Source organism: Pseudomonas marginalis (assembly GCF_900105325.1).
In the GTDB taxonomy this organism is placed as follows: Bacteria; Pseudomonadota; Gammaproteobacteria; order Pseudomonadales; family Pseudomonadaceae; genus Aquipseudomonas; species Aquipseudomonas marginalis.
Genome location: NZ_FNSU01000003.1, coordinates 2,183,569 through 2,208,180, shown reverse-complemented (window position 1 = coordinate 2,208,180; position 24,612 = coordinate 2,183,569). Strand labels below are relative to the sequence as shown.

The 24,612-nt window shown below is 63.2% G+C and carries 20 protein-coding genes; 15 read left to right on the top strand and 5 right to left on the bottom strand.

Annotated features, from left to right (window positions below):
* Positions 1–57: 57 nt before the first annotated feature.
* The 3 genes from BLW22_RS19265 to BLW22_RS19255 are packed head-to-tail and all read right to left on the bottom strand — an operon-like array spanning position 58 to position 4,503.
* Positions 58–990, bottom strand: a complete 933-nt coding sequence (locus BLW22_RS19265) for a sulfonate ABC transporter substrate-binding protein (RefSeq protein WP_074847296.1) — start codon at positions 988–990, stop codon at positions 58–60.
* Positions 987–2,327, bottom strand: coding sequence for an LLM class flavin-dependent oxidoreductase (locus BLW22_RS19260; RefSeq protein ID WP_074848207.1), 1,341 nt, complete (start codon positions 2,325–2,327; stop codon positions 987–989). Before BLW22_RS19260 ends, BLW22_RS19265 begins: the two co-directional genes overlap by 4 nt.
* Positions 2,320–4,503: a TonB-dependent receptor gene (locus BLW22_RS19255; protein ID WP_074847295.1), complete on the bottom strand. Its 2,184-nt coding sequence runs from the start codon at positions 4,501–4,503 to the stop codon at positions 2,320–2,322. The genes BLW22_RS19260 and BLW22_RS19255 overlap by 8 nt, the downstream gene beginning before the upstream one ends.
* A 209-nt stretch (positions 4,504–4,712) precedes the next feature.
* Here BLW22_RS19255 and BLW22_RS19250 point away from each other — a divergent pair, with 209 nt between their 5' ends.
* Together BLW22_RS19250 and BLW22_RS19245 are read left to right on the top strand one after the other, a co-directional pair.
* Positions 4,713–5,735, top strand: a complete 1,023-nt coding sequence (locus tag BLW22_RS19250) for a LacI family DNA-binding transcriptional regulator (RefSeq protein WP_074847294.1) — start codon at positions 4,713–4,715, stop codon at positions 5,733–5,735.
* Between the two features lie 29 nt (positions 5,736–5,764).
* Positions 5,765–6,379, top strand: a complete 615-nt coding sequence (locus tag BLW22_RS19245; RefSeq protein WP_074847293.1) for a TetR/AcrR family transcriptional regulator — start codon at positions 5,765–5,767, stop codon at positions 6,377–6,379.
* A 480-nt stretch (positions 6,380–6,859) separates the two neighbouring features.
* On the opposite strand, the gene BLW22_RS19240 is transcribed toward BLW22_RS19245, so the two are convergent.
* Entirely contained in the window at positions 6,860–8,008 is a 1,149-nt protein-coding gene (locus BLW22_RS19240) for an integrase core domain-containing protein (protein WP_065924691.1), read from the bottom strand.
* Between the two features lie 107 nt (positions 8,009–8,115).
* Entirely contained in the window at positions 8,116–10,866 is a 2,751-nt protein-coding gene (locus BLW22_RS19235; protein WP_065948033.1) for a beta-glucosidase, read from the bottom strand.
* A 507-nt stretch (positions 10,867–11,373) separates the two neighbouring features.
* Here BLW22_RS19235 and BLW22_RS19230 point away from each other — a divergent pair.
* From BLW22_RS19230 to BLW22_RS19170, 13 genes are all read left to right on the top strand, one after another.
* Positions 11,374–11,601 (top strand): hypothetical protein, encoded by a 228-nt coding sequence (locus BLW22_RS19230; protein ID WP_065927288.1) that lies wholly within the window; start codon positions 11,374–11,376, stop codon positions 11,599–11,601.
* A 128-nt stretch (positions 11,602–11,729) separates the two neighbouring features.
* Positions 11,730–13,460 (top strand): type II secretion system ATPase GspE, encoded by a 1,731-nt coding sequence (gene gspE, locus BLW22_RS19225; RefSeq protein WP_065927289.1) that lies wholly within the window; start codon positions 11,730–11,732, stop codon positions 13,458–13,460.
* Positions 13,457–14,659, top strand: coding sequence for a type II secretion system inner membrane protein GspF (gene gspF, locus BLW22_RS19220; RefSeq protein ID WP_027607414.1), 1,203 nt, complete (start codon positions 13,457–13,459; stop codon positions 14,657–14,659). The genes gspE and gspF overlap by 4 nt, the downstream gene beginning before the upstream one ends.
* Before the next feature lie 20 nt (positions 14,660–14,679).
* Complete coding sequence (gene gspG / locus BLW22_RS19215) at positions 14,680–15,105, top strand: type II secretion system major pseudopilin GspG (protein ID WP_027607415.1); 426 nt, start codon at positions 14,680–14,682, stop codon at positions 15,103–15,105.
* 9 nt (positions 15,106–15,114) lie between these two features.
* Complete coding sequence (locus tag BLW22_RS19210; RefSeq protein ID WP_027607416.1) at positions 15,115–15,546, top strand: type II secretion system protein; 432 nt, start codon at positions 15,115–15,117, stop codon at positions 15,544–15,546.
* A complete protein-coding gene (locus BLW22_RS19205; RefSeq protein ID WP_074847292.1) occupies positions 15,543–15,911 on the top strand; it encodes a type II secretion system protein in 369 nt (122 codons plus the stop codon). The genes BLW22_RS19210 and BLW22_RS19205 overlap by 4 nt, the downstream gene beginning before the upstream one ends.
* Positions 15,908–16,537, top strand: coding sequence for a prepilin-type N-terminal cleavage/methylation domain-containing protein (locus BLW22_RS19200; RefSeq protein ID WP_074847291.1), 630 nt, complete (start codon positions 15,908–15,910; stop codon positions 16,535–16,537). The genes BLW22_RS19205 and BLW22_RS19200 overlap by 4 nt, the downstream gene beginning before the upstream one ends.
* On the top strand, positions 16,534–17,259 hold the full coding sequence (locus BLW22_RS19195) for a general secretion pathway protein GspK (protein WP_065927292.1): 726 nt from the start codon (positions 16,534–16,536) through the stop codon (positions 17,257–17,259). The genes BLW22_RS19200 and BLW22_RS19195 overlap by 4 nt, the downstream gene beginning before the upstream one ends.
* Entirely contained in the window at positions 17,256–18,299 is a 1,044-nt protein-coding gene (locus BLW22_RS19190; protein ID WP_074847290.1) for a type II secretion system protein GspL, read from the top strand. The genes BLW22_RS19195 and BLW22_RS19190 overlap by 4 nt, the downstream gene beginning before the upstream one ends.
* Entirely contained in the window at positions 18,274–18,885 is a 612-nt protein-coding gene (gene gspM / locus BLW22_RS19185) for a type II secretion system protein GspM (RefSeq protein WP_024076406.1), read from the top strand. The genes BLW22_RS19190 and gspM overlap by 26 nt, the downstream gene beginning before the upstream one ends.
* The gene (locus BLW22_RS19180) at positions 18,882–19,406 is read left to right on the top strand and encodes a DNA utilization family protein (RefSeq protein WP_074847289.1); all 525 of its coding nucleotides are present in this window, start codon (positions 18,882–18,884) and stop codon (positions 19,404–19,406) included. The genes gspM and BLW22_RS19180 overlap by 4 nt, the downstream gene beginning before the upstream one ends.
* The gene (gene gspD / locus BLW22_RS19175) at positions 19,403–21,625 is read left to right on the top strand and encodes a type II secretion system secretin GspD (RefSeq protein WP_074847288.1); all 2,223 of its coding nucleotides are present in this window, start codon (positions 19,403–19,405) and stop codon (positions 21,623–21,625) included. The genes BLW22_RS19180 and gspD overlap by 4 nt, the downstream gene beginning before the upstream one ends.
* Positions 21,626–22,213: 588 nt before the next feature.
* Positions 22,214–24,607 (top strand): TonB-dependent receptor plug domain-containing protein, encoded by a 2,394-nt coding sequence (locus tag BLW22_RS19170; protein WP_074847287.1) that lies wholly within the window; start codon positions 22,214–22,216, stop codon positions 24,605–24,607.
* The last annotated feature ends 5 nt before the right edge of the window (positions 24,608–24,612 follow it).

The window sequence follows — 24,612 nt, the reverse complement described above, 5'->3', positions numbered from 1 at the left end:
CTCATGCATTGACTGACCCACCGCCATCGGGAGCAAGCCCCCTCCCACATTAGGATCTCAGTCGGCTTTGGAACTCCACACGGCCTTCTTCACTTCGATGGCCTTGGGCAACAACCTATTCTGGAAAAACAGATCCGCCGTCGCCTGCTGCGCCTCAATAATCTTGTCATCAATCGGCAAAATCGGCGAAGGCGGGCGGTTGTCCATGTAGCGTGCAACCACGTCGGCGGGCAGGCCCATGAACTCGGTCAGTACTTTCAAACTGTCTTCGCGCTGGCTGCGGGTAAGGGCTTCGGCGGCGGTGAGCTCGTCGAGCAGGTCATGGATAAAGGCCCCATTGTCCCGCGCATACTCGCGCCGCGCGCTGTACACCGGTCCAGAGAGGCCCAATCCTTCGCCATTGGCCAGCACATGGCTGGGGCTCTGGCTCAAGGCGAGTGACGAGTAGGGTTCCCAAATCGCCCAGGCATCGACGCTGCCTTGTTCGAACGCCGCTCGCGCATCGGCCGGGGGCAGGTACACCGGTTGGATGTCCTTGTAGCTCAGGCCGGCGTTGTTCAGCGCGCGCAGGATCAGGTTGTGGGAGCTGGAACCCTTCTGGAACGCCACTTTCTTGCCCTTGAGGTCCGCCACCGAATGCAGCGGGCTATCGTTGCGCACCAGGATCGTCTCGGCGCTCGGCTTGGGCGGTTCGGCGCCGATGTAGACCAGGTCGGCCCCGGCGGCTTGGGCGAACAGCGGCGGGATGTCGCCGGTGGAACCCACATCCAGTGCCCCCACGTTCAGCGCTTCAAGCATCTGCGGGCCGGCGGGGAACTCGATCCACTTCACCTCCGTCTTCGGGAAACGCTTTTCCAGCAGGTCATGTTGCTTGGCGAGGACCAGCGCGATGGAGCCTTTTTGGTAGCCGATACGCAAGGTGGCGGGGTCGGCGGCCAGGGTGGTTTGCGTCACCGCCAGCAAGGCCAGGAGCAGTGCTGGAAACTTCATGCTTTACCCTCTGTAAATCGATGGGCCGGGCGCGCCAGGCCGAGGTTTTCGCGCAAGGTGGAACCGCTGTATTCAGTGCGAAACAGGCCGCGCTGCTGCAGCTCGGGTACCACCCATTGCGCGACGTCTTCCAACCCACCCGGCAAGTGCGGCACCAGGATATTGAAGCCATCGGCCGCGCCGTTTTCGAACCAGCGTTGCAGCTCATCGGCAATCTGTGCGGGCGTGCCGATCAGGCTGTAATGCCCACGGCCACCGGCAATTCGCCGACCCAATTGCGCGAGGGTCAGTTGCTCACGATTGGCCAAGTCACTCAGCAGTTGCTGGCGACTGCGTTGTCCGCTGTCGGTCAACGGCAGCGCCGGCAACGGCCCGTCCAGCGGGTAGCCGGACAGGTCGAAATTGCCCAGCATGCGCCCCAGCAACGCGACGCCCACCTCAGGTTCGACGAGATCCTGGAATGCCTCGAATTTGGCCTGGGCCTCGGCCTCGGTCGCCCCGACCACCACAAACACACCGGGCATGATTTTCAGCGAGTCCGGCCCGCGCCCGTACCGGCTCAAGCGGCCCTTGAGGTCGGCATAAAACGCCTGGGCATTGGCCAGCGAGGTCTGTGCGGTAAACACCACCTCGGCGGTCTGCGCGGCCAGCTCACGGCCGGCTTCGGACGAGCCGGCCTGCACGATCACCGGCTGGCCCTGGGGCGAGCGCGCCACATTCAGCGGACCCTTGACTCGGAAGTGTTCGCCCACATGGTCCAGCACATGCAGCTTCGCCGGGTCGTAATAGTTGCCGCTGGCCTTGTCGCGCACAAAGGCATCGTCTTCCCAGCTGTCCCACAGCCCGGTCACCACCTGATGAAACTCCTTGGCGCGGCTATAGCGTTCGCCATGGCCAAGGTGTTCGTCGCGGCCAAAATTCTGCGCTTCGGCGGCGTTGTCCGAGGTCACCAGGTTCCAGCCCGCGCGCCCGCCGGACAGGTGATCCAGCGAAGCGAACTTGCGCGCCACATGGTAGGGCTCGTTGTAGCTGGTGGTCGCCGTGGCGATCAGGCCGATGTTATCGGTCACCGCACTCAGCGCCGAGAGCAGGGTGAGCGGCTCGAAATGGTCCGAGCGCGCCATATGGCTGGCGATCGTGCCGGTGGCGGCGGCGATGCTGTCGGCCACGAACAGCGCATCGAACTTCGCCGCTTCGGCCACCCGCGCCAGGTGTTTGTACTGGGCGAAATCCAGCCCGGCATCCGCCGGCACGTCCGGGTGGCGCCAGGCGGCGACATGGTGCCCGGTGGCCATGAGAAAGGCGCCGAGTTTCAGTTGACGGCTCATGCTAGAAATCCTTGCGCAGTTGCACGCCGAAGTAACGCTCATCGTCACGGGGTACGGCGCGGTAGATGTAGTTGCCGCCGCTGGCCAGCAGCGGTGAGTAGGACTTGTCGGCGAGGTTCTTGGCCAGCAACGCCACGCGCCAGCCATTGCTGTAGTCGGCCAGGGCCACGCTGGCGTTCCAGATGCCGTAGGCGCCTTGCTTGGTGTCGACGTTCTGACTGATGTCGTACTGCACTTCGCTCTGCCAGCTGTAGTCGGTGCCCAGTTCGATGTCCAGGCCGTTATCCAGTGGGATCGTGTAGTCGGCGCGCACGTAGCTTTTCCAGTCCGGGCTGAAGGGCAGTGGCTTGCCGTTCACGTTGCACGTCGCTGCTGCGCCCGCCGGGCAGGCGAACTCATCGATGCGCGCACGGGTGTAGGCCAGGGCGCCGGAGAGCTTGAGTTGCTGGGTGGCCTGCAGGGCGTAATCCAGCTCGACGCCTTCGGTGCTGACGCTGCCGGCGTTGATCAGGCGAGTCACGACCTGGCCGGCGACGGTGTCGAAAAAGTTCGCCTGGTAGTTGTCGTAGTCGCTGTGGAATACCGCCAGGTTGGTGGTCAGGCGGTTGTTCCAGGCGGTGGCCTTGATCCCGGCTTCCCAGGTGTTGGAGGTTTCCGGCTTGAGCGCATCGGTGTCGCGCGGTTGCATATTGAAGAACACGTTGTAGGCCGGGCCCTTGTAGCCGCGCGAGTAGGTCAGGTAGCTGGTGACGCTGTCGCTGATGTCGTACTGCACCCCGAGGCGACCGGACCAGCCGTCTTCGTCCACCGAGCCGGAGCTGGAGGTGGCCGGTTGAATCCCGCTGACCGTGGTGGCCGAGGTGGAGACGCGGCGGTGATCGTATTTCAGCTCATCGTGGGTGTAGCGCAGGCCGGCGATGCCACGAAAGCGCGAGGTGAAATTCAGCGTGGTCTCGCCGAACACCGCGTAGCTGTCGCTGGTGGTGCTGTAGTCGGCGATGCCACGGTCGGTGCGCGTGGTGGTCGTGAGCGTGCGCTGATAGGTTTCCTCGTCCTTGCCGTGCATGTAGAACAGGCCGCCGACGTATTCCAGGAACTCACCCTTGGGCGAGGCCAGGCGCAGTTCCTGGGAGTATTGGTCGAAGGCCAGCTCGCCCTTGTCGGCGGTGCCGGGGAAGGCGGCGGTCACTGTGCCGAGGCGGTCGCCGTCCTGGTACTGGGTGTTGTCCCAGCCGCGCCAGGCGGTGATCGAGGTCAGGGTGTAGTCGCCGAGGTTCCAGTCCAACTGAGCGGACAAGCCTTTGTTGGTGTCTTCGACATGGCTGCGCGTATCGGTGTTGATGTCGCGGTTGTCGCTGGAGGCGCGCACCGGGCTCAAGGCATTGCTGAAGGCCGGGCTCAGGGACTTGCTGACCACGCCATTCGGCGCGTCGTCGTGGGACTGCATGTAGTCGGCGATCAGGGTCAGTTTCACGTCATCGTTGGGGGTGAATTCCAGCTTGCCGCGGATGCCCTTGTGGTTGTAGCCGTTGACCTCCTGGCCGTTGTGCTGATTATCGACGTTACCGTCGTAGCTGCCGAACAGCGTGCTGATCGAGCCTTTGAGCACATCCGGCACCAGGCTGCCGCCGATGCCGAAACGGGTGCGGCTTTCGTTGCCGCTGTAGTACGCCTGGTCGATATAGCCATGGGTCTCGGCGCTGGGCGCCTTGCTGGTGATGTTGAGCACGCCGGCCGAGGCGTTCTTGCCGAACAAGGTGCCTTGCGGGCCGCGCAGCACTTCGATGCGTTCCAGGTCCAGCAGGTCGAGGGTGGCCTGGCCGGGGCGCGCGTAGACCACGCCGTCGATCACCGTGGCCACCGTCGGCTCCACGCCAGGAGAGGTGGAAATAGTGCCCACGCCGCGCACGAACAGCGAGGTGTCCTTGTTCGAGGCGCCGGTGCGGAAGTTCAGCGACGGCACTTGCTGGGCGATGCTGGCCACTCCGTTGCGGTTGTCGCGCTCCAGTTGTTCGCCGTCCAGCACCGATACCGCCACCGGGACTTTTTGCAGTGACTCTTCACGCCGGGTGGCGGTGACCGTCACCGCTTTGAGCGTGGGTTCCTGCTCGTCGGCAGCAAAGGCGCCGGGCACGGGGAGGGCGGTCAGACCGGCGAGAAGGAATAAGTGCGTGTGCCTGTGCATGGTGTGTTCGCTCGAAAAAATGCCCTGAACCGCTGCGGTTCTTACGACCGTCAGCGCCTGTGGAAACTGCCTTGGGCATTCGCTTGAGCGAGTAGCAGACAGCGCGCTTTGTTAGCGCTAACATCGGCATTATTGGTAACTCGGGTTTAGAGCGTCAAAGACTTAAAAATTATTCCTATATTCTTTTTGGTTGTTAGCAGGATGGTCCCGTGAGCGAAGAGAAACCGCGCAAGCGCCGTGGCGCCGGGCGCGTCACCTTGAACACCGTGGCCCGCCAGGCCGGGGTGTCGGCGATCACCGTGTCGCGCTACTTCAACCAGCCGGAGCAGGTCTCGCCCGAGCGCCGCGAGCGCATCGCCGAGGTGGTGGCCGAGCTGGGTTATGTGCCCAACCTGGTAGCCGGCGGGCTGGCGTCGGCGCGGGGGCGGATCGTGGCGATGGTGATCCCTAACATCTCGGGGCCGATCTTTGCCAACACGATCCAGGGCTTCAGCGACACCCTCAGTCGCCATGGGTATCAGCTGTTGCTGGCGTCCAGTTACTTCAGCGCCGAGCAGGAAGAAAGCGCGGTGCGCGCGTTCCTCGGCTGGTCGCCGGCAGCGCTGGTGCTGACCAGTCGCTTCCACAGTCCAGGTACCGAAAAGATGATCGCCGACACCGATATCCCGGTGGTGGAAACCTGGGACTACGTGCCCGAACGCGCGCCGGTGCAGATCGGTTTTTCCCACTACGCAGTCGGCGTCACGGCCGCGCGCTACCTGTATGGCAAGGGCTATCGGCGAATCGCCTTCGTGCAGAACAGCGCCACGGGCGACTTCAGCGCGCTGGAACGGGGTGATGGGTTTGCCGCAACCCTGATCGAACTGGGTGTACAGCCCCGGGTCTTCGTCCCGGACGCCGACAGCGCGCCCTTCGAAGCCGGCAAGCAGGCGATGCAAGCCCTGATGAACCACGCCACCCCACCTGACGCGATCTTCTTCGCCAATGACAACCTCGCCGCCGGTGGTTTGCTGGCGGGGCAGCGTTCCGGGTTAAAGTGCGCGGTGCTTGGATTCGGTGACTACCCGTTTGCCGAAATGTTGTTGCCCAGCCTGAGTACGATCAAACCGCCGGCCTTGGAGATCGGCGTACTGGCGGCAACCCGCGTGCTGGAAAGCCTCGGCGTGTTGCCGGATGCCGTACAGCGTTTGAACCTGTTGGATTGCCGCTTGATCGAACGGGAAAGCGCCTGAGCTTTTTTACCGCCCACTAGGACCTGCCCATGACCGAACCCGCCCCCAAGACCCGCCGCGCCCCCAAAGGTGAAAGACGCCGCGAAGAGCTGCTGGACGCGGCTTTGCAGGTGTTTTCCCTGGAAGGCTACAGTGGCGCCTCGATGGCCCAGGTGGCGGCGATCGTGGGTATTTCGGTGGCCGGGCTGCTGCATCATTTTCCCAGCAAAATCTCGCTGTTGATGGGGGTGTTGCAGCGTCGCGATGAGGTCAATCAACGGATTGCCGATGAGGTACGTGCGGAGAAAACCCTCAATGGCTTACTCGGCAGCCTGCGTGCGATCAATCGTTCGAATGCCACGGCACCGGGCGTGGTGCGCGCGTTTACCATCTTGAATGCCGAAAGCCTGCTGGACACCCATCCGGCCTGGGCCTGGTTCCAGGCGCGCTATGCGGCGATTCACCAGCGCATGCAGGGGCAGTTTGCCGACCTGGTCGCGGCGGGGGAGGTGCGTAGCGATGTGGACATCGCCGGGCTGGTGGAAGAAATCCTGGCCATGATGGATGGCCTGCAGATCCAGTGGCTGCGCTTTCCCGAGCAGGTGGACCTGGTGGCGCGGTTTGACAGCTACATCGCGCGGGTCGAGGCAGCCATCAGAACCTGAGTTGAACACAGTCAACATGTGGGAGGGGGCTACACCCCGATGGCGGTCTCTGGGCCGGCCATGTGCTGGGGTTGGAATGAGTACATATCCGTTGCTGCGGTAACGGCTACTTAGGGTTCCGCTCTTACAGCGGGTCACTTTTGGAAGAGCGCCAAAAGTAACCAAAAACGCTTCGCCCCACCACTCGGCACCTCGCCCAGGCTCGGTGTGCCCGTAATCCGACAGTGATGTGGGGGGCCGCCGCCACGCGCCATCCATGGCGCGGGGCGGCTAAACCGGCATCCCTGCCGGTTTACCCCCCAAATCACTATCGAATTCCGGCCAGCGTGGTTAACGGGGCGCCTGAGATCAAGATCAAGATCAAGGGCGGCTCGCTTCGCATCGTGGTTAGCGTTGGCTGCTACACAGTTGTGTAGATACCCATGCTCATCGGGGTGTAGAACCGTAGACATCGTTTACATCTGAAACCGGGGACATCGTTTACACATTTGAGGCCTGGACGCGGGTCATACCTCGTCCAAGCCTCCCCAAGGGATAATCACACAGGTACAAATCCCAAGCTTCATCTTCAGCTTCTTTGAGCCCTATCCTTTCCCCGGACAGCGCCTCGCTGATAAATACCAACTTGCCGTTCCACTTGATCGATCCGTCCTGCCTGACGCTTCGAACTTTCATTTCTGCCGGATATTCCACATCGGGCAAGCATCCTGGATAAATTCGGGTGGACGGCACATACAAGTCTCCCGGACGTTTCATGCCGAGCGCTTCGTGAGGGCGTACGTAATTAAACTCATGCCTGAAATGCTCCAGCAAAAGCTGCTGCTCGACTAAGTTTTTCCCTAAGGGCAACTCAAGTTTCAAGCTACGGTGCATTCGTTCATGGCGACCATTCTGGGCGGGTCTTCCCGGCATGGTTCGCTCGGGATAAATACCCAGCCGAATCCACCAAACTGCCAGTGTGGATATTCTTGCCAGGCCAGGAGAGGCGAACGGTACCCCGTTGTCCGAACGGATAACTTCCGGCATGCCGTACTCCTGAAAAAGCCTCTCAAAGGCCTGTTTTACAGGCTGGGTCATGATCTTGGGATGGGCCCTGCACGCTAAAATCAGCCGCGACGCATGGTCTGTGACGGTCAAAGGGAAGCACATCTGAGCATTAAGCATCTTGAACTGCCCTTTGTAGTCAGCACACCACGTCTTGTTAGGTTCGTCGGCCTTTCGCATTTGTGCGTGGGAAATGCTGTGTCGGCGTTTGAAGCGCCGCTTTTTGACGAGCCCAAGTCGGTCAAGCCATTGACCGGCCGTACTTGGAGAGGGCCAGGTGACGGAGGGATCTTCCAGCCGTAATAGCTCGAGAAGCTTTTTCGGCCCCCATTTATCGTGAGCCTCCTTCATCGCGACTACACGGGCCAAAATCTCGTCGTCGGTTTTATTTGGGCTGTTGTGAGGTCGCCGGGACAGTTCGGATAAAGACCTCAAATCGCCGTCGTGCCGGGCAATCCACTTATCGACGGTAGGTCGGCTAACGTCAAAGCGGCGTGCCAACTGGCTTTTGGTGAAGTTGCCAGAAAGCCAATCAGCTACCAGCTTGATTCTTTGATTCATGGGGGACTCTTGGTTCCAGGGCATGATCAGTTACCTCCTGATCATGCGTATTAGCCTGTAAACCATGTCCCCGGTTAGAAATGTAAACGATGTCCCCGGTTTGTACCGGGGCAAGCCCCCTCCCACAGGGATCAGTTGCCGGTAGCACTGCCCTGGCTGCTGTCATCGCTCATGTCATAGCCATCACCGTCGCTGGTGCCGCTGTCGCCTTCGTTTTGATGCAGCACACCGCCGGTCTTCACCGTCGATTCACGCAGCGTCGAGTTGAGCGCCGAGCGTGGCAGCGGGTTGCTGGTGGTGGTCGACAGTTCCTGGCGGAACGGGTTGACCAGCTTGGCGTTCAGGCGAATATCCTGGGACGACGCGCCCACCGACAGGTTGAAACTGTCGGCATCCACCACCCATTGCTTGCTCGCTACGTCGTAGTAGGCCAGCGAGCGATCGTTGAGCTCGATGGTCACGCGCTTGCTCTCGCCCGGCTTGAGGAACACCTTCTTGTAGCCCTTGAGTTCCTTGATCGCGCGTTCGACTTTCGGGTTGTTCTGGCCCACGTACAACTCGGCCACTTCGGCGCCCGCGACCTTGCCGGTGTTGGCCAGGTCGAACGACACCTTGATCGGCGCACCGGCCACCGCCACCCCAGGAGTCACGCTGATGTTGCTGTAGCCGAAGGTGGTGTACGACAAGCCATAGCCGAACGGGTAGAGCGGCTTGATGCCCTTTTTCTCGTAGCCGCGATAGCCCAGGAACAGGTCGTCCTTGTAGCTCATCTCGGCCAGGGTTTCCTGGTTGTCGAACGTGGGGAAGGTCGCGTAGATCGGGTTGTCTTCGATGTTGCGCTCGATGCTGATCGGCAGCTTGGCCGACGGGTTGACCTTGCCCAGCAGGATCTCCGCCAAGGCCTGGCCGCCGTTCTGCCCAGGGTAGAACGCATGCAGCGCGGCCGGTACCTGATCGATCCAGTCGCTCATCTTCAGGCCGGTACCGCCGTGCAGGGTGACCACGGTATTCGGGTTGACCTTGGCGATGCTCTGGATCAGCAGGTTCTGGTACTCGGGCAGGTCGAAGCTGTGGTCGAAGCCTTCGCCTTCGTACTCATTGCTGTTACCGGCCGCGACCAGTACCGCGTCGTACTTGGCCAGGTCCTGCGGTGCCACCAGCGACGCCCAGCTCATCTGCACACCGACGAGGCCGCCCATGGTCGACAGGTAGCCGTTGCGGCGTGAATATTCCAGCTTGATGTCGACCGGTTTGCCGGCTTCCAAGTTGACCTTGGCAAACACCGGGATGGTCGGCGGAATGCTGTTGTTCGGCAGCGGCTTGCCGTCGCCGTTGTCGAGGACTTTCTTGCCGTTGACGTAGAGGCGCACGGCGCCGTCGGCACGCACCTTGAACACCTGCTCGCCGCTGACCGTCGGGGTGATCTGGCCGCTGTAGCGAATCGAGGTGGCGGCGGTATCGCCGTTCACCGGCAGGCTGTCGGTGGACCAGTCCAGGTCGACATGGGTGTCGGTGCGGCTGGCGGCCGGGTCACCGGACCAGTTGGTGTTGCTGAAGAACTCGGTCTTCAAGCCTTTGACACTGTTGCCATTGCCGTCGGCATGGGTCCAGGTCGAGGTGGCCGGGTCCAGGGACAGCCCGTCGATAAACTCGACCTTGGCGCCTGGCGCCAGTTGCTGCAAGCCGCTCAGCTCACTGATGTAGTTGGCGGCCATGACGTTGGCGCTGCCGAAACCGGTAGGCGGCGCGTACTTGGCCAGGGTGCCGACCACGGCGATGCGCTTGACCTTCCTGGCGTCCAGCGGCAGCAGGCTGTTCTGGTTTTTCAGCAGCACGATGCCTTCGCGGGCGGCGTTCAGGGCCACGCGGTTGCTGGTGGCGCTGTTCATGTTGTGGCTGGTCAGCGGCGCCTTGCTGTCGAACTTGTACAGGTAGATCTGCTTGAGGATGCGGCGCACCTTGTCATCGATGGTCGCGCTGCTCAGCTCGCCGCTGTCCAGGTACGGCTTGAGGATGGTGCTGTTCATCTGGTAGCCCATCATGTCCAGGTCGGTACCCGCCTGGGCCGCCGGCAAACCGTCGACCACCGCGTTGTAGTCGCTCTGCACGAAGCCCGGGTAGCCCCATTCGGTCTTGAGGATGTCACGCATCAGGTGCTTGTTCTGGCACGCGAACTCGCCGTTCACCTTCTGGAACGCACACATCATCATCGCGACCTTGCTGTTCTTCGAGGCGGACTCGAACGGCGGCAGGGTCATCTCGCGCAGCACGCGTTCGCTGATGATTTCATTGAGGTGGAAGCGGTTGCTTTCCTGGTCATTGGCGGCGAAATGCTTGGCATTGGCCCACACGCCACGGGACTGAATGCCGTTGATCACGGCCGGCGCCAGGCTGGCGCCGAGGAACGGGTCTTCACCGGACAGGTACTCGAACGCCCGGCCGCTGTACGGCATGCGGTACAGATTCACACCAGGGCCGGTGACGAACTGATAGCCGCCGCTGGCGGTGTCATAGCCCAGGGCACGGCCCAGGTCGATGGCGCGACGCGGGTTCCAGCTGGCGGCCAGGTTCGGCCCCGACGGGTAGACCACGCCCTGGGCGTTGCCTTCGCTGGTGTAGCGCACGCCCACACCGCCATCGGCGCCGTGGATCTGCGGGATACCGTACTGGGTCAGTGGCTTGACGTCCCAGCCGCCGGTGCCGCCGATGTAGGCGAGTTTTTCTTCCAGGGTCATCTTTGCCAGGGTCTTGTCCGCGGCTTTTTCCGCGCGGCTTACCCGACCTTCATCCAGGGCAGGACTGGTGGCCGCATGCACCTGGGACACGGCCAGTGCCAGCAGGGCGAAAGCCGACTGTGCACCGATCATTTTGCGTTTATTCATGGGTCTCTCCGACAACAGTTCAGTAAACAGGGCGCGCCGAGAAGTGCGTGTTGCACTGCACCTCGTCACTTTTTTCTGGGCAATAGTTGCCCGTGATCGCAATTTTTAACCGATGGCTAATTGCAACTATTTGGCGAATTTCGCAGTTTTATAAGTGTAATAATTGTATTGGTTATTGTTGGGGATAGTGTCTAAGCGATATCACGAGATGGCATTTTGAACCGCAAAAACCGCATAATTAAGGCAATTCTTGCGGTTATAAGTCAAACGAAAGCTAATTTTTGCGTGAAATAAGAAATATTTTCTTACCTTTCGGAACTAAGGCTAAACCTACCAGTCGATTGGTTTAAGAAAATTTATCGAGTCGTGGCTAACTAGTGGCATAGCTCGGTAGTTTCAAAGTGCCATGTTTACACAAGCTGTCATACACAACGCTTTGGTGTAGGGTCTTGATCGAGTTCAAGGCGCCACTTGGGCTATCTGCTGTTTTTGATCTGGAGAAAGTTGATGAAGATTTCCCTGTTGGGTGCCGGTGTTGTATTGGGCGTTGCGCTAAGTGGCGCGGCGATGGCGGCGGAGTCCACGGACGCCGATGCGAAATCCGGCGCCGCCGATTCCACGGTGTTGACCCAGGCCCACGATGCCAAGGCCGTCAAAAAACAGAAGGCTGAAACCACCAAGGGTGGGCGGCCGCTGAGCCAATCTGCTACCTCTAAAACAGCGCCAACCAAGTAAGCCTGACCCCCTGTAGGAGCGAGCTAGCTCGCGAAAGTATTCCAAGCGCATCGCGGCGTCGGATGTACCTTTTTCGCGAGCAAGCTCGCTCCTACAGGGGGCTCATATAGCCCCTCAGATTTTTACCCATGCCCAGCCCCTCAACGCCCATCGATGCCTGCCAACTGCACATCCCGCACACCGAACAGGTCTGCGCGTGGCTGATGCAGCACGCCGGGTTGAAAACCGTTGACCTGGAGCGTGCCCGGCGCCTCTCTCAGGAGGGCGGCGACACCGAGTTGCTCGGCCTGCTCACGCGCCTGGGGCTGGTTTCCGAAGTGGAACTGGCCCGTGCCTGGGCCGACCTGCTCGGCGCACCGCTGCTGTTGGCCGATGCCGCGCCGCCGCTGTTGGACCCATTGCCGGTATTGACCGAGCGTTTCATGCGCCACTACCAGGTGGTGCCCGTGGGCTGGAGCCAGGGCGGCCTGCGGGTGCTGGCGGCCAACCCGTCGCTGGTCTACCCGTTCCAGGCCATGGCCTATGCCTGTGGCGTGCCGGTGTGGCTGGCCGTGGGGCCGCGCAACGAAGTCGAAACCCTGATCGAGCGCTACTACGGCCAGGGTCGTTCGGCGATGGGCACCCTGATCGAAAACCTCGACGAGCAGGGCGGTGCCCTGGAAGACATCGAGCACCTCAAGGACATGGCCTCCGAAGCGCCGGTGATTCGCCTGGTCAACCTGATCCTGCAGCGCGCGGTGGAACATCGCGCCTCGGACATTCATATCGAACCCTTCGAAAACCAGCTCAAGGTGCGCTACCGCATCGATGGCGTGCTGCACGACGCCGAGGCGCCGCCGTCCAGCTCTTCGGCAGCGGTCATTTCGCGGGTGAAGATCATGGCGCGCCTGGACATTGCCGAGCGGCGCCTGCCTCAGGACGGGCGCATCATGCTGCGCATCCAGGGCAAGGAGCTGGACTTGCGGGTGTCCACGGTGCCCACCAGTTTTGGCGAGTCGGTGGTCATGCGGTTGCTCGACCGCCAGACCGTGCAGTTCGATTTCCAGAGCCTGGGCTTTGATGGCCAGCGCCTGGAAACCTTCCTCGAAGTGCTCGAGCGGCCCCACGGCATCCTGCTCGTCACCGGGCCCACCGGCTCGGGCAAGACCACCACGCTGTACACCGCGCTGTCGCGGCTCAATACCGCCGAGCGCAAGATCATCACCGTCGAAGACCCGGTGGAATACCAGCTTGAGGGCATCAACCAGATCCAGGTGAAACCGGCCATCGGCCTGGACTTCGCCGGTGCGCTGCGCTCCATCGTGCGCCAGGATCCGGACGTGATCATGATCGGTGAAATCCGCGACCTGGAAACCTGCCGTATCGCCATCCAGTCGTCCCTCACCGGCCACCTGGTGCTCTCGACCCTGCACACCAACAGCGCGGCGGCGAGTATCACGCGCTTGCTGGACATGGGTGTCGAAAGCTACCTGATTGCCTCGACCGTCAACGGCATCCTTGCCCAGCGCCTGGTGCGGCGCCTGGACCCGGCCACCCGCGAAGCCTTCGAAGCACCGGCGGAATTGATCGCCGAACACGGCCTCGACCGGTTTACCGAGCAGCGCCCGATCATGCTTTATCGCCCCCACGCCGATGCGCCGGGCGGTGGCTACCACGGCCGCAGTGCGATCACCGAACTGCTGGTGATGAACGACGAACTGCGCAGCCTGTTGATGCGCCAGGCCGACGCCGCCACCCTCGAACAGGCCGCCCGCCGTGGCGGCCTGCGCACCTTGCATGAAGAAGGCCTGCGCCAGGCCGTGGCCGGTGTCACCTCACTTGAAGAAGTGCTGCGCGTCACCCGGGGAGAGGGCGCATGAGCCTGTTCAAATACCGCGCCCTCGACAGCCAGGGCCAGGCGCAGAACGGCACCCTCGAAGCCAAGGACCAGGATGCCGCCGTCGCCGCGCTGCACAAGCGCGGTTTGCTGCTGTTGCAGATCGAGGTGGCGGGCGCCCAGGGCTTGCGCAAGGCCTTTGGCCGGGGCCAGTTGAACGGCGCGGCGCTGGTCAGTTTCACTCAACAATTGGCCACGCTATTGGGCGCCGGCCAGCCGCTGGAACGCTCCCTGGGCATCCTGCTCAAGCAGCCCGGCCAGCCCCAGACCCGCGCGCTGATCGAGCGCATCCGCGAACAGGTCAAGGCCGGCCAGCCGTTATCCAAGGCGCTGGAGGCGGAGGGCAGCCAGTTTTCGCCGCTGTACCTGAGCATGGTCCGCGCCGGCGAGGCGGGCGGCGCCCTCGAAGACACCCTGCGCCAGCTCAGCGATTACCTGGAGCGCAGCCAGTTACTCCGGGGCGAAGTGATCAACGCGCTGATCTACCCGGCGTTTCTGGTGGTCGGCGTGCTCGGTTCGCTGGCGTTGCTGCTGGCCTATGTGGTGCCGCAGTTCGTGCCGATCTTCAAGGACCTGGGCGTGCCGATTCCGCTGATCACCGAGGTGATCCTGGGCCTCGGCCAATTCCTCGGGGCCTACGGCCTGGCGGTGCTGGCCGGGTTGATTGTCGGCGCATGGGCTCTGGCTGCGCGCCTGCGCGATCCCCAGCGCCGCGAACGCTATGACCGCCGCGTGCTGGGCATCCGCATCATCGGCCCGTTGCTGCAACGGGTCGAAGCCGCCCGTTTGGCCCGCACCCTCGGCACCCTGCTGAGCAACGGTGTGGCGCTGCTGCAAGCGCTGGTGATTGCCCGCCAGGTCTGCACCAACCGCGCCCTGCAAGCCCAGGTCGCCCAGGCCGCCGAGTCGGTCAAGGGCGGTGGCACCCTGGCCAGCGCCTTCGGCAGCGAGCCGCTGCTGCCCGACCTGGCGTTGCAAATGATTGAAGTCGGCGAACAGGCCGGCGAACTCGACAGCATGCTGCTCAAAGTCGCCGAGGTGTTCGACGTCGAGGCCAAACGCGGCATCGACCGCCTGCTCGCCGCGCTGGTGCCGTCCCTGACCGTGGTCATGGCGGTGTTGGTGGCGGTGATCATGCTGGCGATCATGCTGCCGCTGATGAGCCTGACCAGCAATATATGAACCCTTAAGGAAACACGCTGATGCGCCATACCCGATTCAAGCCCGCCCGCCGCCAGGGCGGTTTTACCTTGCTGGAAATGCTCGCCGTGATCGTGCTGCTGGGCATTGTCGCGACCATCGTGGTACGCCAGGTCGGCGGCAATGTGGACAAGGGCAAATACGGCGCGGGCAAGGCCCAGTTGGCCAGCCTGAGCATGAAGATCGAAAGCTACGGCCTGGACGTCGGCTCGCCGCCCAAGAGCCTGCAGCAACTGGTCGACAAGCCGGGCAACAGCGCCGGTTGGGCCGGCCCGTATGCCAAGCCGTCGGACCTCAAGGACCCGTTCGGCCATGCCTTCGGCTATCGCTTCCCCGGTGAGCACGGTGCGTTCGACCTGATTTTCTACGGTCAGGACGGCCAGCCCGGCGGCGAAGGCTACAGCGCCGACCTGGGCAACTGGGAATAACCCACGACCATGGCCAACGCCCAACGCGGCTTTACCCTGCTGGAGATGCTGGTGGTGATCGTCTTGATCAGCATCGCGGCCGGGTTGGTAGGGTTTGGCCTGCAACAAGGCCTGCGCGCCGCCAAAGAGCGCCAGGCCGTCGGGCAGGTGGTCGAGGCGTTGCGCAGCACGCGGGCGCGGGCGATTGTCAGTGGCACCACCGAAAGCACCGTGTTCGATTTGCGCAACCTCAGCGTGCAGGCGCCGGGCCGTCCGAAAAAGTATTGGCCGGCCGGGCTGCAAGTGACCCTGCACACCGCCGAGCAAGCCGGCGCGGCGGTGGATTTCTACCCCGATGGCAGCTCCACCGGCGGCCACGTGTTGCTGGCCAACGGCAGTCGGCGTTGGCGCATCGACATCGGCTGGCTGACCGGCAGCGTCGAATCCAAGGCCCTGCCATGAAGCGCCAGGCGGGTTTCACCCTGCTGGAAATGCTCGCCGCGCTGACGCTGATGGCGATCTGTAGCACGGTGCTGCTGGTTGCCTTCGGCCAGAGCGCGCGCTCGTTGTTGCAGGTGGCCCACAGCGACCGCTTGACCCATGCCGCCATGAGCGTGATGGATCAGGAAGGCACCGGGCCGTTGGCCAGTGGCACACGCCAGGGCGAGTTGGACGGCATCGCCTGGCAACTGCGCATCGCCCAGCAACCCAGCCGCGTCGGCCAGGCCCATCTGTTTCGCCTGGACCTCACCGTCAGCGAAGGCCCGCGCCAGGCCAGTTTCAGCACCTTGAAACTGCGTGCTGCCGGCGTCGGGGCCGGCTTGTGAAGGCGCGTCAGCAGGGCTTTACCTTGCTTGAGATCATGATCGTACTGAGCCTGCTTGGGGTGTTGCTGACCCTGGTCGGCGGTGCATTGCTGGGCGCCAATCGTGCCGTGCTCAAGGCCCAGCGCTACACGGTCAGCCTGGATGAAATGCGTGCCGCGCAGCAGTTTTTGCGCACCGCCATCAGCGAGGCGTTGCCGCTGGATGTGACCGAGGACGACAGCCAGACCGATGGCTTTTTCGCCGGTGGGGCCCAGCGTATGCAGTTTGTCGCGACCTTGCCGGGTGTGCTCGGCGGCGGTATCCAGCGCTTCACCTTGCAGTTGGTGGGCCCTGAATCGCAGCGCGACTTGCAGGTGGCGTTCGCGCGGTTTGAGTCTGAGGCACAGGTGAGTGTTCCGGCGGCGCGCAGTGAGCCGCAGGTGTTGTTGAAGGGTATCGAGGACCTGCAATTCAGCTATCGCGGCGTGTCGCCCAAGGGCCAGGCCACTGGCTGGATCAGTGAGTGGCCGTGGACCAAACGCCTGCCTTATGCAGTACGGATTGACGCACGGGTGAACGGGCCGGTGCCTTGGGTGACCCAGGTGGTTGCCTTGCGCCTGAACCTGTCCGGCGGGGCGCCCGAATGATCCGGCATCAACGCGGTGTGGCCCTGCTGCTGGTGCTGTGGGTGCTGGCCTTGCTCAGCCTGTTGCTCGGCGGTTTGGCCGGCTGGGTGCAACTGGAAACACGCCAGGCCGCCTGGCACCGCCAGCATACCCAGGCGGTGCTGGCGGCCGAGGCCGGGGTGGCGCTGGCGATGCAGGCCGTGGCGGACCCGTTGCAGCGCAAGCAGTGGATTGCCGACGGGCGTGAAATCCCGCTGGTGTTCGACGATGCGCAGCTGCGCGTCAGCCTGCACAGCGAGCGCGGCAAGTTGTATTTGAACAGCGCCGAGGTGGGTGATTTTGCCCGCCTGGCCCTGGCCTGCGGTGCGACCCAGGCCCAGGCCAACCAACTCGCCAGGGCCCTGGAAGTGCGGCGCAACCAGGGCCTGGCGCCGTTTCGGGTGGTGGAAGAGGTGCGCCAACTGCCCGGCATGACTCAGGCGTTGTACAGCGAACTGGTGCCCGAGATCAGCCTGTGGAGCGGCCTGGACCGGCCCGATCCGGCATTCGCCAGTGCCTTGATGCGCCGCGCACTGAACCTGCCGCATCAGAATGCGGTGGGTGCCGATCCCGGCGACGTGCTGGTGGTCAGCAGCCGCGCCCAACGCCCCGGCGGTTACCACGCCCAGGTGCAGGCCACCGTGTTATTGAGCCCCGCGCAAGGCAGCGCACAACCTTATCGAGTCTTACGTTGGCAAGAATGAACGAACAGTTAACCGCACGGCTTCAGGCGCTGGCGCAGCCCATCACCCAGCGCTGGCGCGGCAGCCTGCTGCAACTGGGCTGGCGCCTGTGGCTCAAGGAGCTGCGTGGCTGCCTGCCGGCATGGTTGTCGTTTGCCGAGATCCCCGAGCATGTCTACGCCTGGCCGCTGACCGCGCCGATCGAAAAGCTGCCTGGCGAAGCGCGTCAGGTGCTGCTGCTGCCGCCTGAAACGGTGTTGGTGCAAACCCTGCAATTGCCCCCGGCGGCGGCGCGTAACCTGACGACGGTGGTCGGCTATGAACTGGACCGCTTCACGCCGTTCGACGCCGCCCAGTTGTACTTTGTCGCGCGCCAGGAGCGCCGCACCCCCACGCACCTGCACGTCACGCTGGTGGCGATCCTGCGTGAGCGCCTCGACCAGATCCTCAATGACTGCGCGGCCCTCGGCTTGCAGCCCCATGCCGTGGATGTCGCCGAGAGCGCAGGCAAACCCATGGGCATCGACTTGCTGCCGGCGCCGTTGCGTCCCCGTCAGCGCCCCCATGGCAAGGGCCTGCAACGCAGCCTGCCGTGGTTGTGCGGGGCCTTGCTGATTGCGGCGATGCTGCTGTGGCTCAACGACCGCCAGCGCGTGCTCGATGCCATGCAACACAGCGTGCGCGAGCAGAAAGCCCAGGTCGCCGAGATCCAGGCCCTGCGCCAGCAATTGCTCAATACCCGTGGCGCCGCCCAGTACCTGATTCGCCGCAAGGCCGCCCAACCGCCGTTGGCGGCGCTGCTCAACGAGCTGACCGCGTGCCTGCCCTCGGACACCTGGCTCGACCAGTTGGAAGTCAACAACGGTGCCGACGTGTCCTTCTCCGGGCAGAGCGCCAAGGCCAGTGCCCTGATCACCCGGATCAAGGGCTGCCACAGCCTGGAAAACGCCCAGTTCGAAGGGGTGATCCAACCCGATGCGCAAACCGGCAAGGATCAATTTTCCTTGCGCGCCCACCTGCACCAGGAGGCCGCTGATGCGCCGACCACTGACACCCCGTGAACGCCGTGGCGCGGCCCTGATCGCCCTGGCCCTGGTGCTCGGCGCCGGTTACTGGCTGTTGATAGACAGCTGGTTCGCCGGCCCCTTGCGCAGCATGGGCGAGCAGGCCGAGCAACTGCGTGAACAGCAGCAACGCTACGCCGGCGTGTTGCGCCAGGGCGACAGCCTGCGCCAACAGTTGGAACAGGCGCGGCAGGACCCGGCCAGCAGCACCAGCCTGTTGCCCGGAGACGACCCGAGTGCGGTGGCGGCGGACCTGATGCAACGCATCGCCGATCTGATCAACAGCCGCGCCGGCCTTGGTGGCGGTTGCAGCCTGACCCAGCGCATGCCCATCACCCCGGAGCAGGACGACGCCGAGCCCTATCGCCAGGTCAAGGTCAGCCTGACCCTCAACTGCGCCATCGAACCCTTGACCGCGATCCTGCATGAGCTGGAGTACCAGCGGCCGTTTCTGTTTGTCGATGAGATGAGCATTCGCCGCCCACCGAACGCACCGGCCAGTGGCGGCGCCGGGCAGCTGGTGGTGCACCTGTTGGTGCGCGGTTACCTGCAACCGGCCGCCGCCCGGCAGGTGCAACGATGATCCATGCATTGCGTCCCCTGGAATGGCTGTTGCTCGGCGTGGCCGGGCTGTTGGGCCTGCTGATGGTCGGCATCCTCAGCAGCATCGGCGATGCGCCGCAGTGGCTGCCGGCACCGGACCCCGATGCGCGCGCCACTACCGCCGCCAAGGTGCTGGTGGCGCCGAGCGCGACCCTCGACAGCCTGGCCGGCACCTGGCAAGCGCCGCTGTTCAGCCCCGACCGCAGCCCCGACCGTGCGGTGGGCCAGGCCGCCGTTTCCAGCCTGTCGAGCCTGGTACTGACCGGTATCGTCCTCGACGGCGACCTGCGCGTGGCGCTGCTCAAGCGTGCCGATGGCCCGCCGCTCAAAGTCCAGCAGGGCCAGACCCTGCCCAATGGCTGGCGCCTGGAACAGCTGACGCCCCGCGATGCCCGCTTTGTACTCGACGGCCGCACGCAATCCCTGAGCCTGCGGGCCCTGCGTTTGCCGCCGCCGTCCACCACACCCCCGATTACCCTTCCTCACGAGTCCACCCCTTGATCGATACCTTCCCTGGCGCCTTGCGCACCACCGTGTTGTGCCTGGCCACCGCCGTTTCCCTCGGTGGCTGCGGCACCTTCCCCGAGCATCTCGACCCGGACGAGGCCCTGCTGCATGAGGCGATGCAGGGCACCGGTTCGCAACGCCCACCCGTGGACCCGGCCAGCGAACAGGCGCCGGTCGACAGCGGCCAACCCCAGGCGAAGACACCGCCCCAGCGCCAGTTGATACGCGGCAACCAGCAGTTCGTGCGCCAACCGGCAGCGGTCTCGGCCGCCAAGGAGGAGGGCAGCGGCGACATCGTGTTCAACTTCGCCGACCAGCCGATCGAAGCGGTGATCAACAGCGTGATGGGCGACCTGCTGCACGAGAACTACAGCATCGCCCAGGGCGTGAAGGGCAATGTCAGCTTTTCCACGTCCAAGCCGGTGAACAAACAGCAGGCCTTGTCGATTCTGGAGACCCTGTTGTCGTGGACCGACAACGCCATGATCAAACAGGGCAACCGCTATGTGATCCTGCCGGCCAACCAGGCGGTGGCGGGCAAGCTGGTGCCGGAGATGCGCGTGTCGCAGCCCTCCAGCGGTTTGTCGGCACGCCTGTTTCCGTTGCGTTATATCTCGGCCACCGAGATGCAGAAACTGCTCAAGCCGTTCGCCCGCGAGAATGCGTTCCTACTGGTGGACCCGGCGCGCAATGTGCTGAGCCTGGCCGGCACCCCCGAAGAACTGGCCAATTACCAGGACACCATCGACACCTTCGACGTGGACTGGCTCAAGGGCATGTCGGTGGGCGTGTTCGGCCTGCAACGGGCGTCGGTGGCCGAGCTGATGCCCGAACTGCAAAAAATGTTCGGCCCCGACAGCGGCATGCCCCTGGCGGGCATGGTGCGCTTCTTGCCCATCGAGCGGACCAACTCGGTGGTGGCGATCTCGTCGCAGCCGCAGTACCTCAGTGAAGTCGGCGACTGGATCCACACCATCGACGAAGGCGGCGGCAACGAGCCGCAGATGTATGTCTACGACGTGCGCAACATGAAGGCCACCGACCTCGCCAAGTACCTGCGCCAGATCTACGGCACGGGCGCGATCAAGGACGACACCCCGGCCAAGGTCGCACCCGGTTTGCGCACCGCGACCTTGTCCTCGCCGGGCACCAACAGCACCTCCGGCAGCACGCCCGGTGGCCTGAGCAACAACCTAAATGGCAACCCACCCGCCGCAGAGGATGAGGAGCAGGCGCCCGACGCCGAGCAGGACACCGCCGAGCAGGGCGAGAGCGAAGACGCCCCGGCCAAAAGCCTCGACGCCGGCACCCGCATCACCGCGCAAAAAAGCAGTAACCAACTGCTGGTCCGCACCCGCCCGGTGCAGTGGAAAGAAATCGAATCGGCGATCAAACGCCTCGACAACCCACCGCTGCAAGTGCAGATCGAAACGCGCATCCTCGAGGTCAAGCTCACCGGCGAACTGGACCTGGGCGTGCAGTGGTACCTTGGCCGCCTGGCGGGCAATTCCACCAGCACCACCGTGGCCAACACCGCCGGCAGCCAGGGCGCGTTGGGCGGCGGCGGGGCAGGGTTGGGCGCGACGGATTCGTTGTTCTACTCCTTCGTCAGCTCCAACCTGCAAGTGGCCCTGCACGCCCTCGAAACCAACGGCCGCACCCAGGTGCTGTCGGCGCCGTCGCTGGTGGTGATGAACAACCAACCGGCGCAGATCCAGGTGGGCGACAACATCCCGATCAGCCAGACCACGGTCAACACCGGCACCTCCGACACCACCTTGAGCAGCGTTGAATACGTGCAGACCGGGGTGATCCTCGACGTCGTGCCACGCATCAATCCGGGTGGTTTGGTGTACATGGACATTCAGCAGCAGGTCAGCGATGCCCAGGACCCGCAGGCGTCCAGCAACGACACCCAGGCCAACCCACGTATCTCCACGCGCTCGGTATCCACCCAGGTCGCGGTGCAGAGTGGGCAGACAGTGCTACTGGGCGGGTTGATCAAGCAGGACAACGCGGAGAGTGTCAGTGCGGTGCCTTACCTTGGGAAAATTCCGGGGTTGCGCTGGTTGTTTGGCAATACCAGCAAGTCCAAGGACCGCACGGAATTGATTGTGCTGATTACCCCGAGGGTGATTACCAGCAGCAGCCAGGCGCGGCAGGTGACGGATGACTATCGCCAGCAGATGCAGTTGTTGAAGCCGGCTAACTGAACGTACACCGGGAAAAACTGTGGGAGGGGGCAAGCCCTAATGCCAGTCAGCTAAGGCTTTTTGTAGGAGCGAGCTTGCTCGCGAAAAACTCACAGGCGCCACGTTCATTCAGGAGGCACGCGGTATCGTTGTCGTTTTTCGCGAGCAAGCTCGCTCCTACAGGAGGCGATGTACGCGAGCCCCCTCCCACAGTTTGATATCCCGATATCAGATAGATCTGGGCCCGAGCTAAAGGCCAATCTCAAAAGACATTATTTATATGAATAAAAAAACTAAAAAATAATAAAATTAGAGAATATTAGCTTATATCAAAACAGCATTATATTTTCAAAACCCATTCCGTTATGTTTGATCGCAACAGCCTACCCCTGACCTCGGATGGTACCCAGCGTAATCAAGATTCTGCGCGCCATAACCGGGTGATCATCCCCGCAGCAGAATCGTTGGAAGGGAGTTCAACGTATGTTGCCAATTCAAACCCAGCGCCACACCTAGTCCCCAATCGCCGCAACCCCACTGAAAAAAATCGAGCACCGCGCCCGCCCGCGTGACTGCCCGACTTCGCGATTTGGAATGTCTGGAGTGGCTATGAAGCAAGTCTTACAACCGACCGCCATCCTGGCGCTGGCAATCCTGGCCAACACCGCCCAGGCCCAGGACGACAGCACCCTGTCCACCGTGGTGGTCACCGGTAACCGTGGCGCCGAACAACGCACGGTCACCAGCAGCCCGGTGCCGATCGATGTGGTCAGCGCCAAGCAATTGCAAAGCACCGGCAAGCCCGGTTTGATGGAGGCGTTGAGCGCGGTGATCCCGTCGCTGACCCTGCCGGAAAAAACCGGTTGGGACGCCAGCGGCATCGCCCGTGCGCCGAACCTGCGCGGCATGAGTGCCGCCGAGGTGCTGGTGCTGGTCAATGGCAAGCGCCGCCACACCGCGGCCACCCTGAACATCAACGGCATCAACACCGGCGCCGCGCCGGCAGACCTGGATTTGATCCCCATCAGCGCCATCGACCACGTCGAAGTCCTGCGCGACGGGGCCGCCGCCCAGTACGGCTCCGATGCCATCGCCGGGGTCATCAACGTGATCCTCAAGGCCGACACCAGCGGCACGTCGGTGACGAATGTCGGCCAGGGTTACGACGGCAAGAAACAGACCGTGCAGCAAAGCCTCAACAAGGGCTTCGAGATCGGCAACGGCGGCATCGTGCAGTTGGCCCTGGACGCGCGCAGTCAGAACGACGACAACAAGGCCAGCGCCAACGGCTACACCTATGCCCAGGCCTTTGAGCAGGCCGGCCGCTCCACCTATGGCGGCTACGGCACACCGAAGACCAACCTGCTGACCCTGGGCTACAACGCCGAATTGCCGATCGACGACAGCTTCAGCCTGTATTCCTTCACCACCTATTCGCGGCGTAAGGCTGAGCAGGGCCAGAACTTCCGCCTGCCGACCATCACCAACACCATTACCACCGGGCCTAACGGTTACCCCGGCGGCTACACGCCGACCTGGTATATCGACGAGGACGACTTCCAGGCCGCATTCGGCGGTAAAGGCACCGTCGGCGAGTGGGACTGGGACCTGTCCACCACCTACGGACGCAACGCGGCGGAGCAGGGCACCACCCATAACCAGAACCCCTCCCTGGGCGAGGCCACGCCGAACAGCTTCACCTCCGGCACCTGGATTTCCACCGAACTGACCACCAACCTCGATTTCAAGCGCGGCTTCGATATCGGCCTGCAAAAGCCGCTGGACCTGAGCTACGGTTTCGAACATCGCCGCGACACCTACGAGGTGCAGGCCGGTGACTATGAGTCCTACGCCAACGGCGGCTACTGCGTGGCACCGGGTAACTGTGCGTCGTCCGGGGCCCAGGTCACCAACGGCATCTCGCCGGATGAAGAAAGCAGCGCCTCGCGCAACAGCCTCGCCAGTTACGTCGACGTAAGCTTCAACCCGGTGCCGGACTGGTACGTGGGCACCGCGTTTCGCTACGAGCATTACAACCAGGGCGTGGGCGCTACCCGCAGCGGCAAGCTGACCACCCGCTACGACTTCACCCCGCAATTCGCCGTGCGCGCCACCGTGAGCAATGGCTTCCGTGCGCCGTCCCTGGCCAACAGCCTGTTCAGTGCGCGGTCCACCACCTATGGCGTGGTCGACGGCGTGTACCAGTCGATCAACTACGGCGTGCTGCCGGTAGGTTCGGCCGCTGCCCAGGCCTTGGGGGCGCAGGAACTGAAACCCGAGCGTTCCACCAACTTCAGCCTGGGTTTCACCCTCACCCCCACCGATCGCCTGAGCTTCACCGCCGACGCCTACGTGATCAACCTGCGCGACCGCATCACCCTCACGGGCACCTTGCTCGGCCCGGAAATCACCCAGGTGCTGCAAGGCAATGGCATCACCTCCACCTCCGGCGGCCAGTACTTCATCAACGGCGCCGACACCCGCACCAAAGGCCTGGACCTGGTCGGCAACTACAGCCAGGACCTCGGCCCCTATGGCGCGCTGAAATGGACCGCCGCGTTCAACTGGAACCAGACCAGAATCCTCAACTACAAGGAATCCACCACGATCCTGGGCACGGCCTATGACCTGATGGACCGCGAGGCACGCAACCTGATCACCGGCGTGCAGCCCAGCACCAAGCTGATCCTCGGTGGCGACTGGAGCATCGAGCGCTTCAACCTCAACCTGGCCCTGACCCGCTACGGCTCTTACAAAGAGGTCAACGTCTCCGCCGACCGCAGCCTCGACCGGGTCTACAGCGCCAAGTGGATCACCGACCTCGACCTTGGCTACACCCTCACCAAAGACCTCAACGTGGCCATCGGCGCCAAGAACCTGTTCGACGTCTACCCGAAAAAACAAGGTGTACCGAGCAGCACCATGGTCAGCAGCTACGGCACCTATTCGCCCTACGGTTTTACCGGCGGGTACTACTACACCCGCTTGACCTATGCCTTCTAGGCCGA

Excerpts from the sequence above, each read along its gene's own strand:
- BLW22_RS19245 (WP_074847293.1), top strand. The coding sequence starts at position 5,765 with ATGACCGAACCCGCCCCCAAGACCCGCCGCGCCCCCAAAGGTGAAAGA.
- gspF (WP_027607414.1), top strand. The coding sequence starts at position 13,457 with ATGAGCCTGTTCAAATACCGCGCCCTCGACAGCCAGGGCCAGGCGCAG.
- BLW22_RS19170 (WP_074847287.1), top strand. The coding sequence starts at position 22,214 with ATGAAGCAAGTCTTACAACCGACCGCCATCCTGGCGCTGGCAATCCTG.
- gspE (WP_065927289.1), top strand. The coding sequence starts at position 11,730 with ATGCCCAGCCCCTCAACGCCCATCGATGCCTGCCAACTGCACATCCCG.
- BLW22_RS19195 (WP_065927292.1), top strand. The coding sequence starts at position 16,534 with ATGATCCGGCATCAACGCGGTGTGGCCCTGCTGCTGGTGCTGTGGGTG.
- BLW22_RS19265 (WP_074847296.1), bottom strand. The coding sequence starts at position 990 with ATGAAGTTTCCAGCACTGCTCCTGGCCTTGCTGGCGGTGACGCAAACC.
- BLW22_RS19210 (WP_027607416.1), top strand. The coding sequence starts at position 15,115 with ATGGCCAACGCCCAACGCGGCTTTACCCTGCTGGAGATGCTGGTGGTG.
- BLW22_RS19180 (WP_074847289.1), top strand. The coding sequence starts at position 18,882 with ATGATCCATGCATTGCGTCCCCTGGAATGGCTGTTGCTCGGCGTGGCC.
- gspG (WP_027607415.1), top strand. The coding sequence starts at position 14,680 with ATGCGCCATACCCGATTCAAGCCCGCCCGCCGCCAGGGCGGTTTTACC.
- BLW22_RS19190 (WP_074847290.1), top strand. The coding sequence starts at position 17,256 with ATGAACGAACAGTTAACCGCACGGCTTCAGGCGCTGGCGCAGCCCATC.
- BLW22_RS19230 (WP_065927288.1), top strand. The coding sequence starts at position 11,374 with ATGAAGATTTCCCTGTTGGGTGCCGGTGTTGTATTGGGCGTTGCGCTA.
- BLW22_RS19255 (WP_074847295.1), bottom strand. The coding sequence starts at position 4,503 with ATGCACAGGCACACGCACTTATTCCTTCTCGCCGGTCTGACCGCCCTC.
- BLW22_RS19205 (WP_074847292.1), top strand. The coding sequence starts at position 15,543 with ATGAAGCGCCAGGCGGGTTTCACCCTGCTGGAAATGCTCGCCGCGCTG.
- BLW22_RS19235 (WP_065948033.1), bottom strand. The coding sequence starts at position 10,866 with ATGAATAAACGCAAAATGATCGGTGCACAGTCGGCTTTCGCCCTGCTG.
- BLW22_RS19240 (WP_065924691.1), bottom strand. The coding sequence starts at position 8,008 with ATGCCCTGGAACCAAGAGTCCCCCATGAATCAAAGAATCAAGCTGGTA.
- gspM (WP_024076406.1), top strand. The coding sequence starts at position 18,274 with ATGCGCCGACCACTGACACCCCGTGAACGCCGTGGCGCGGCCCTGATC.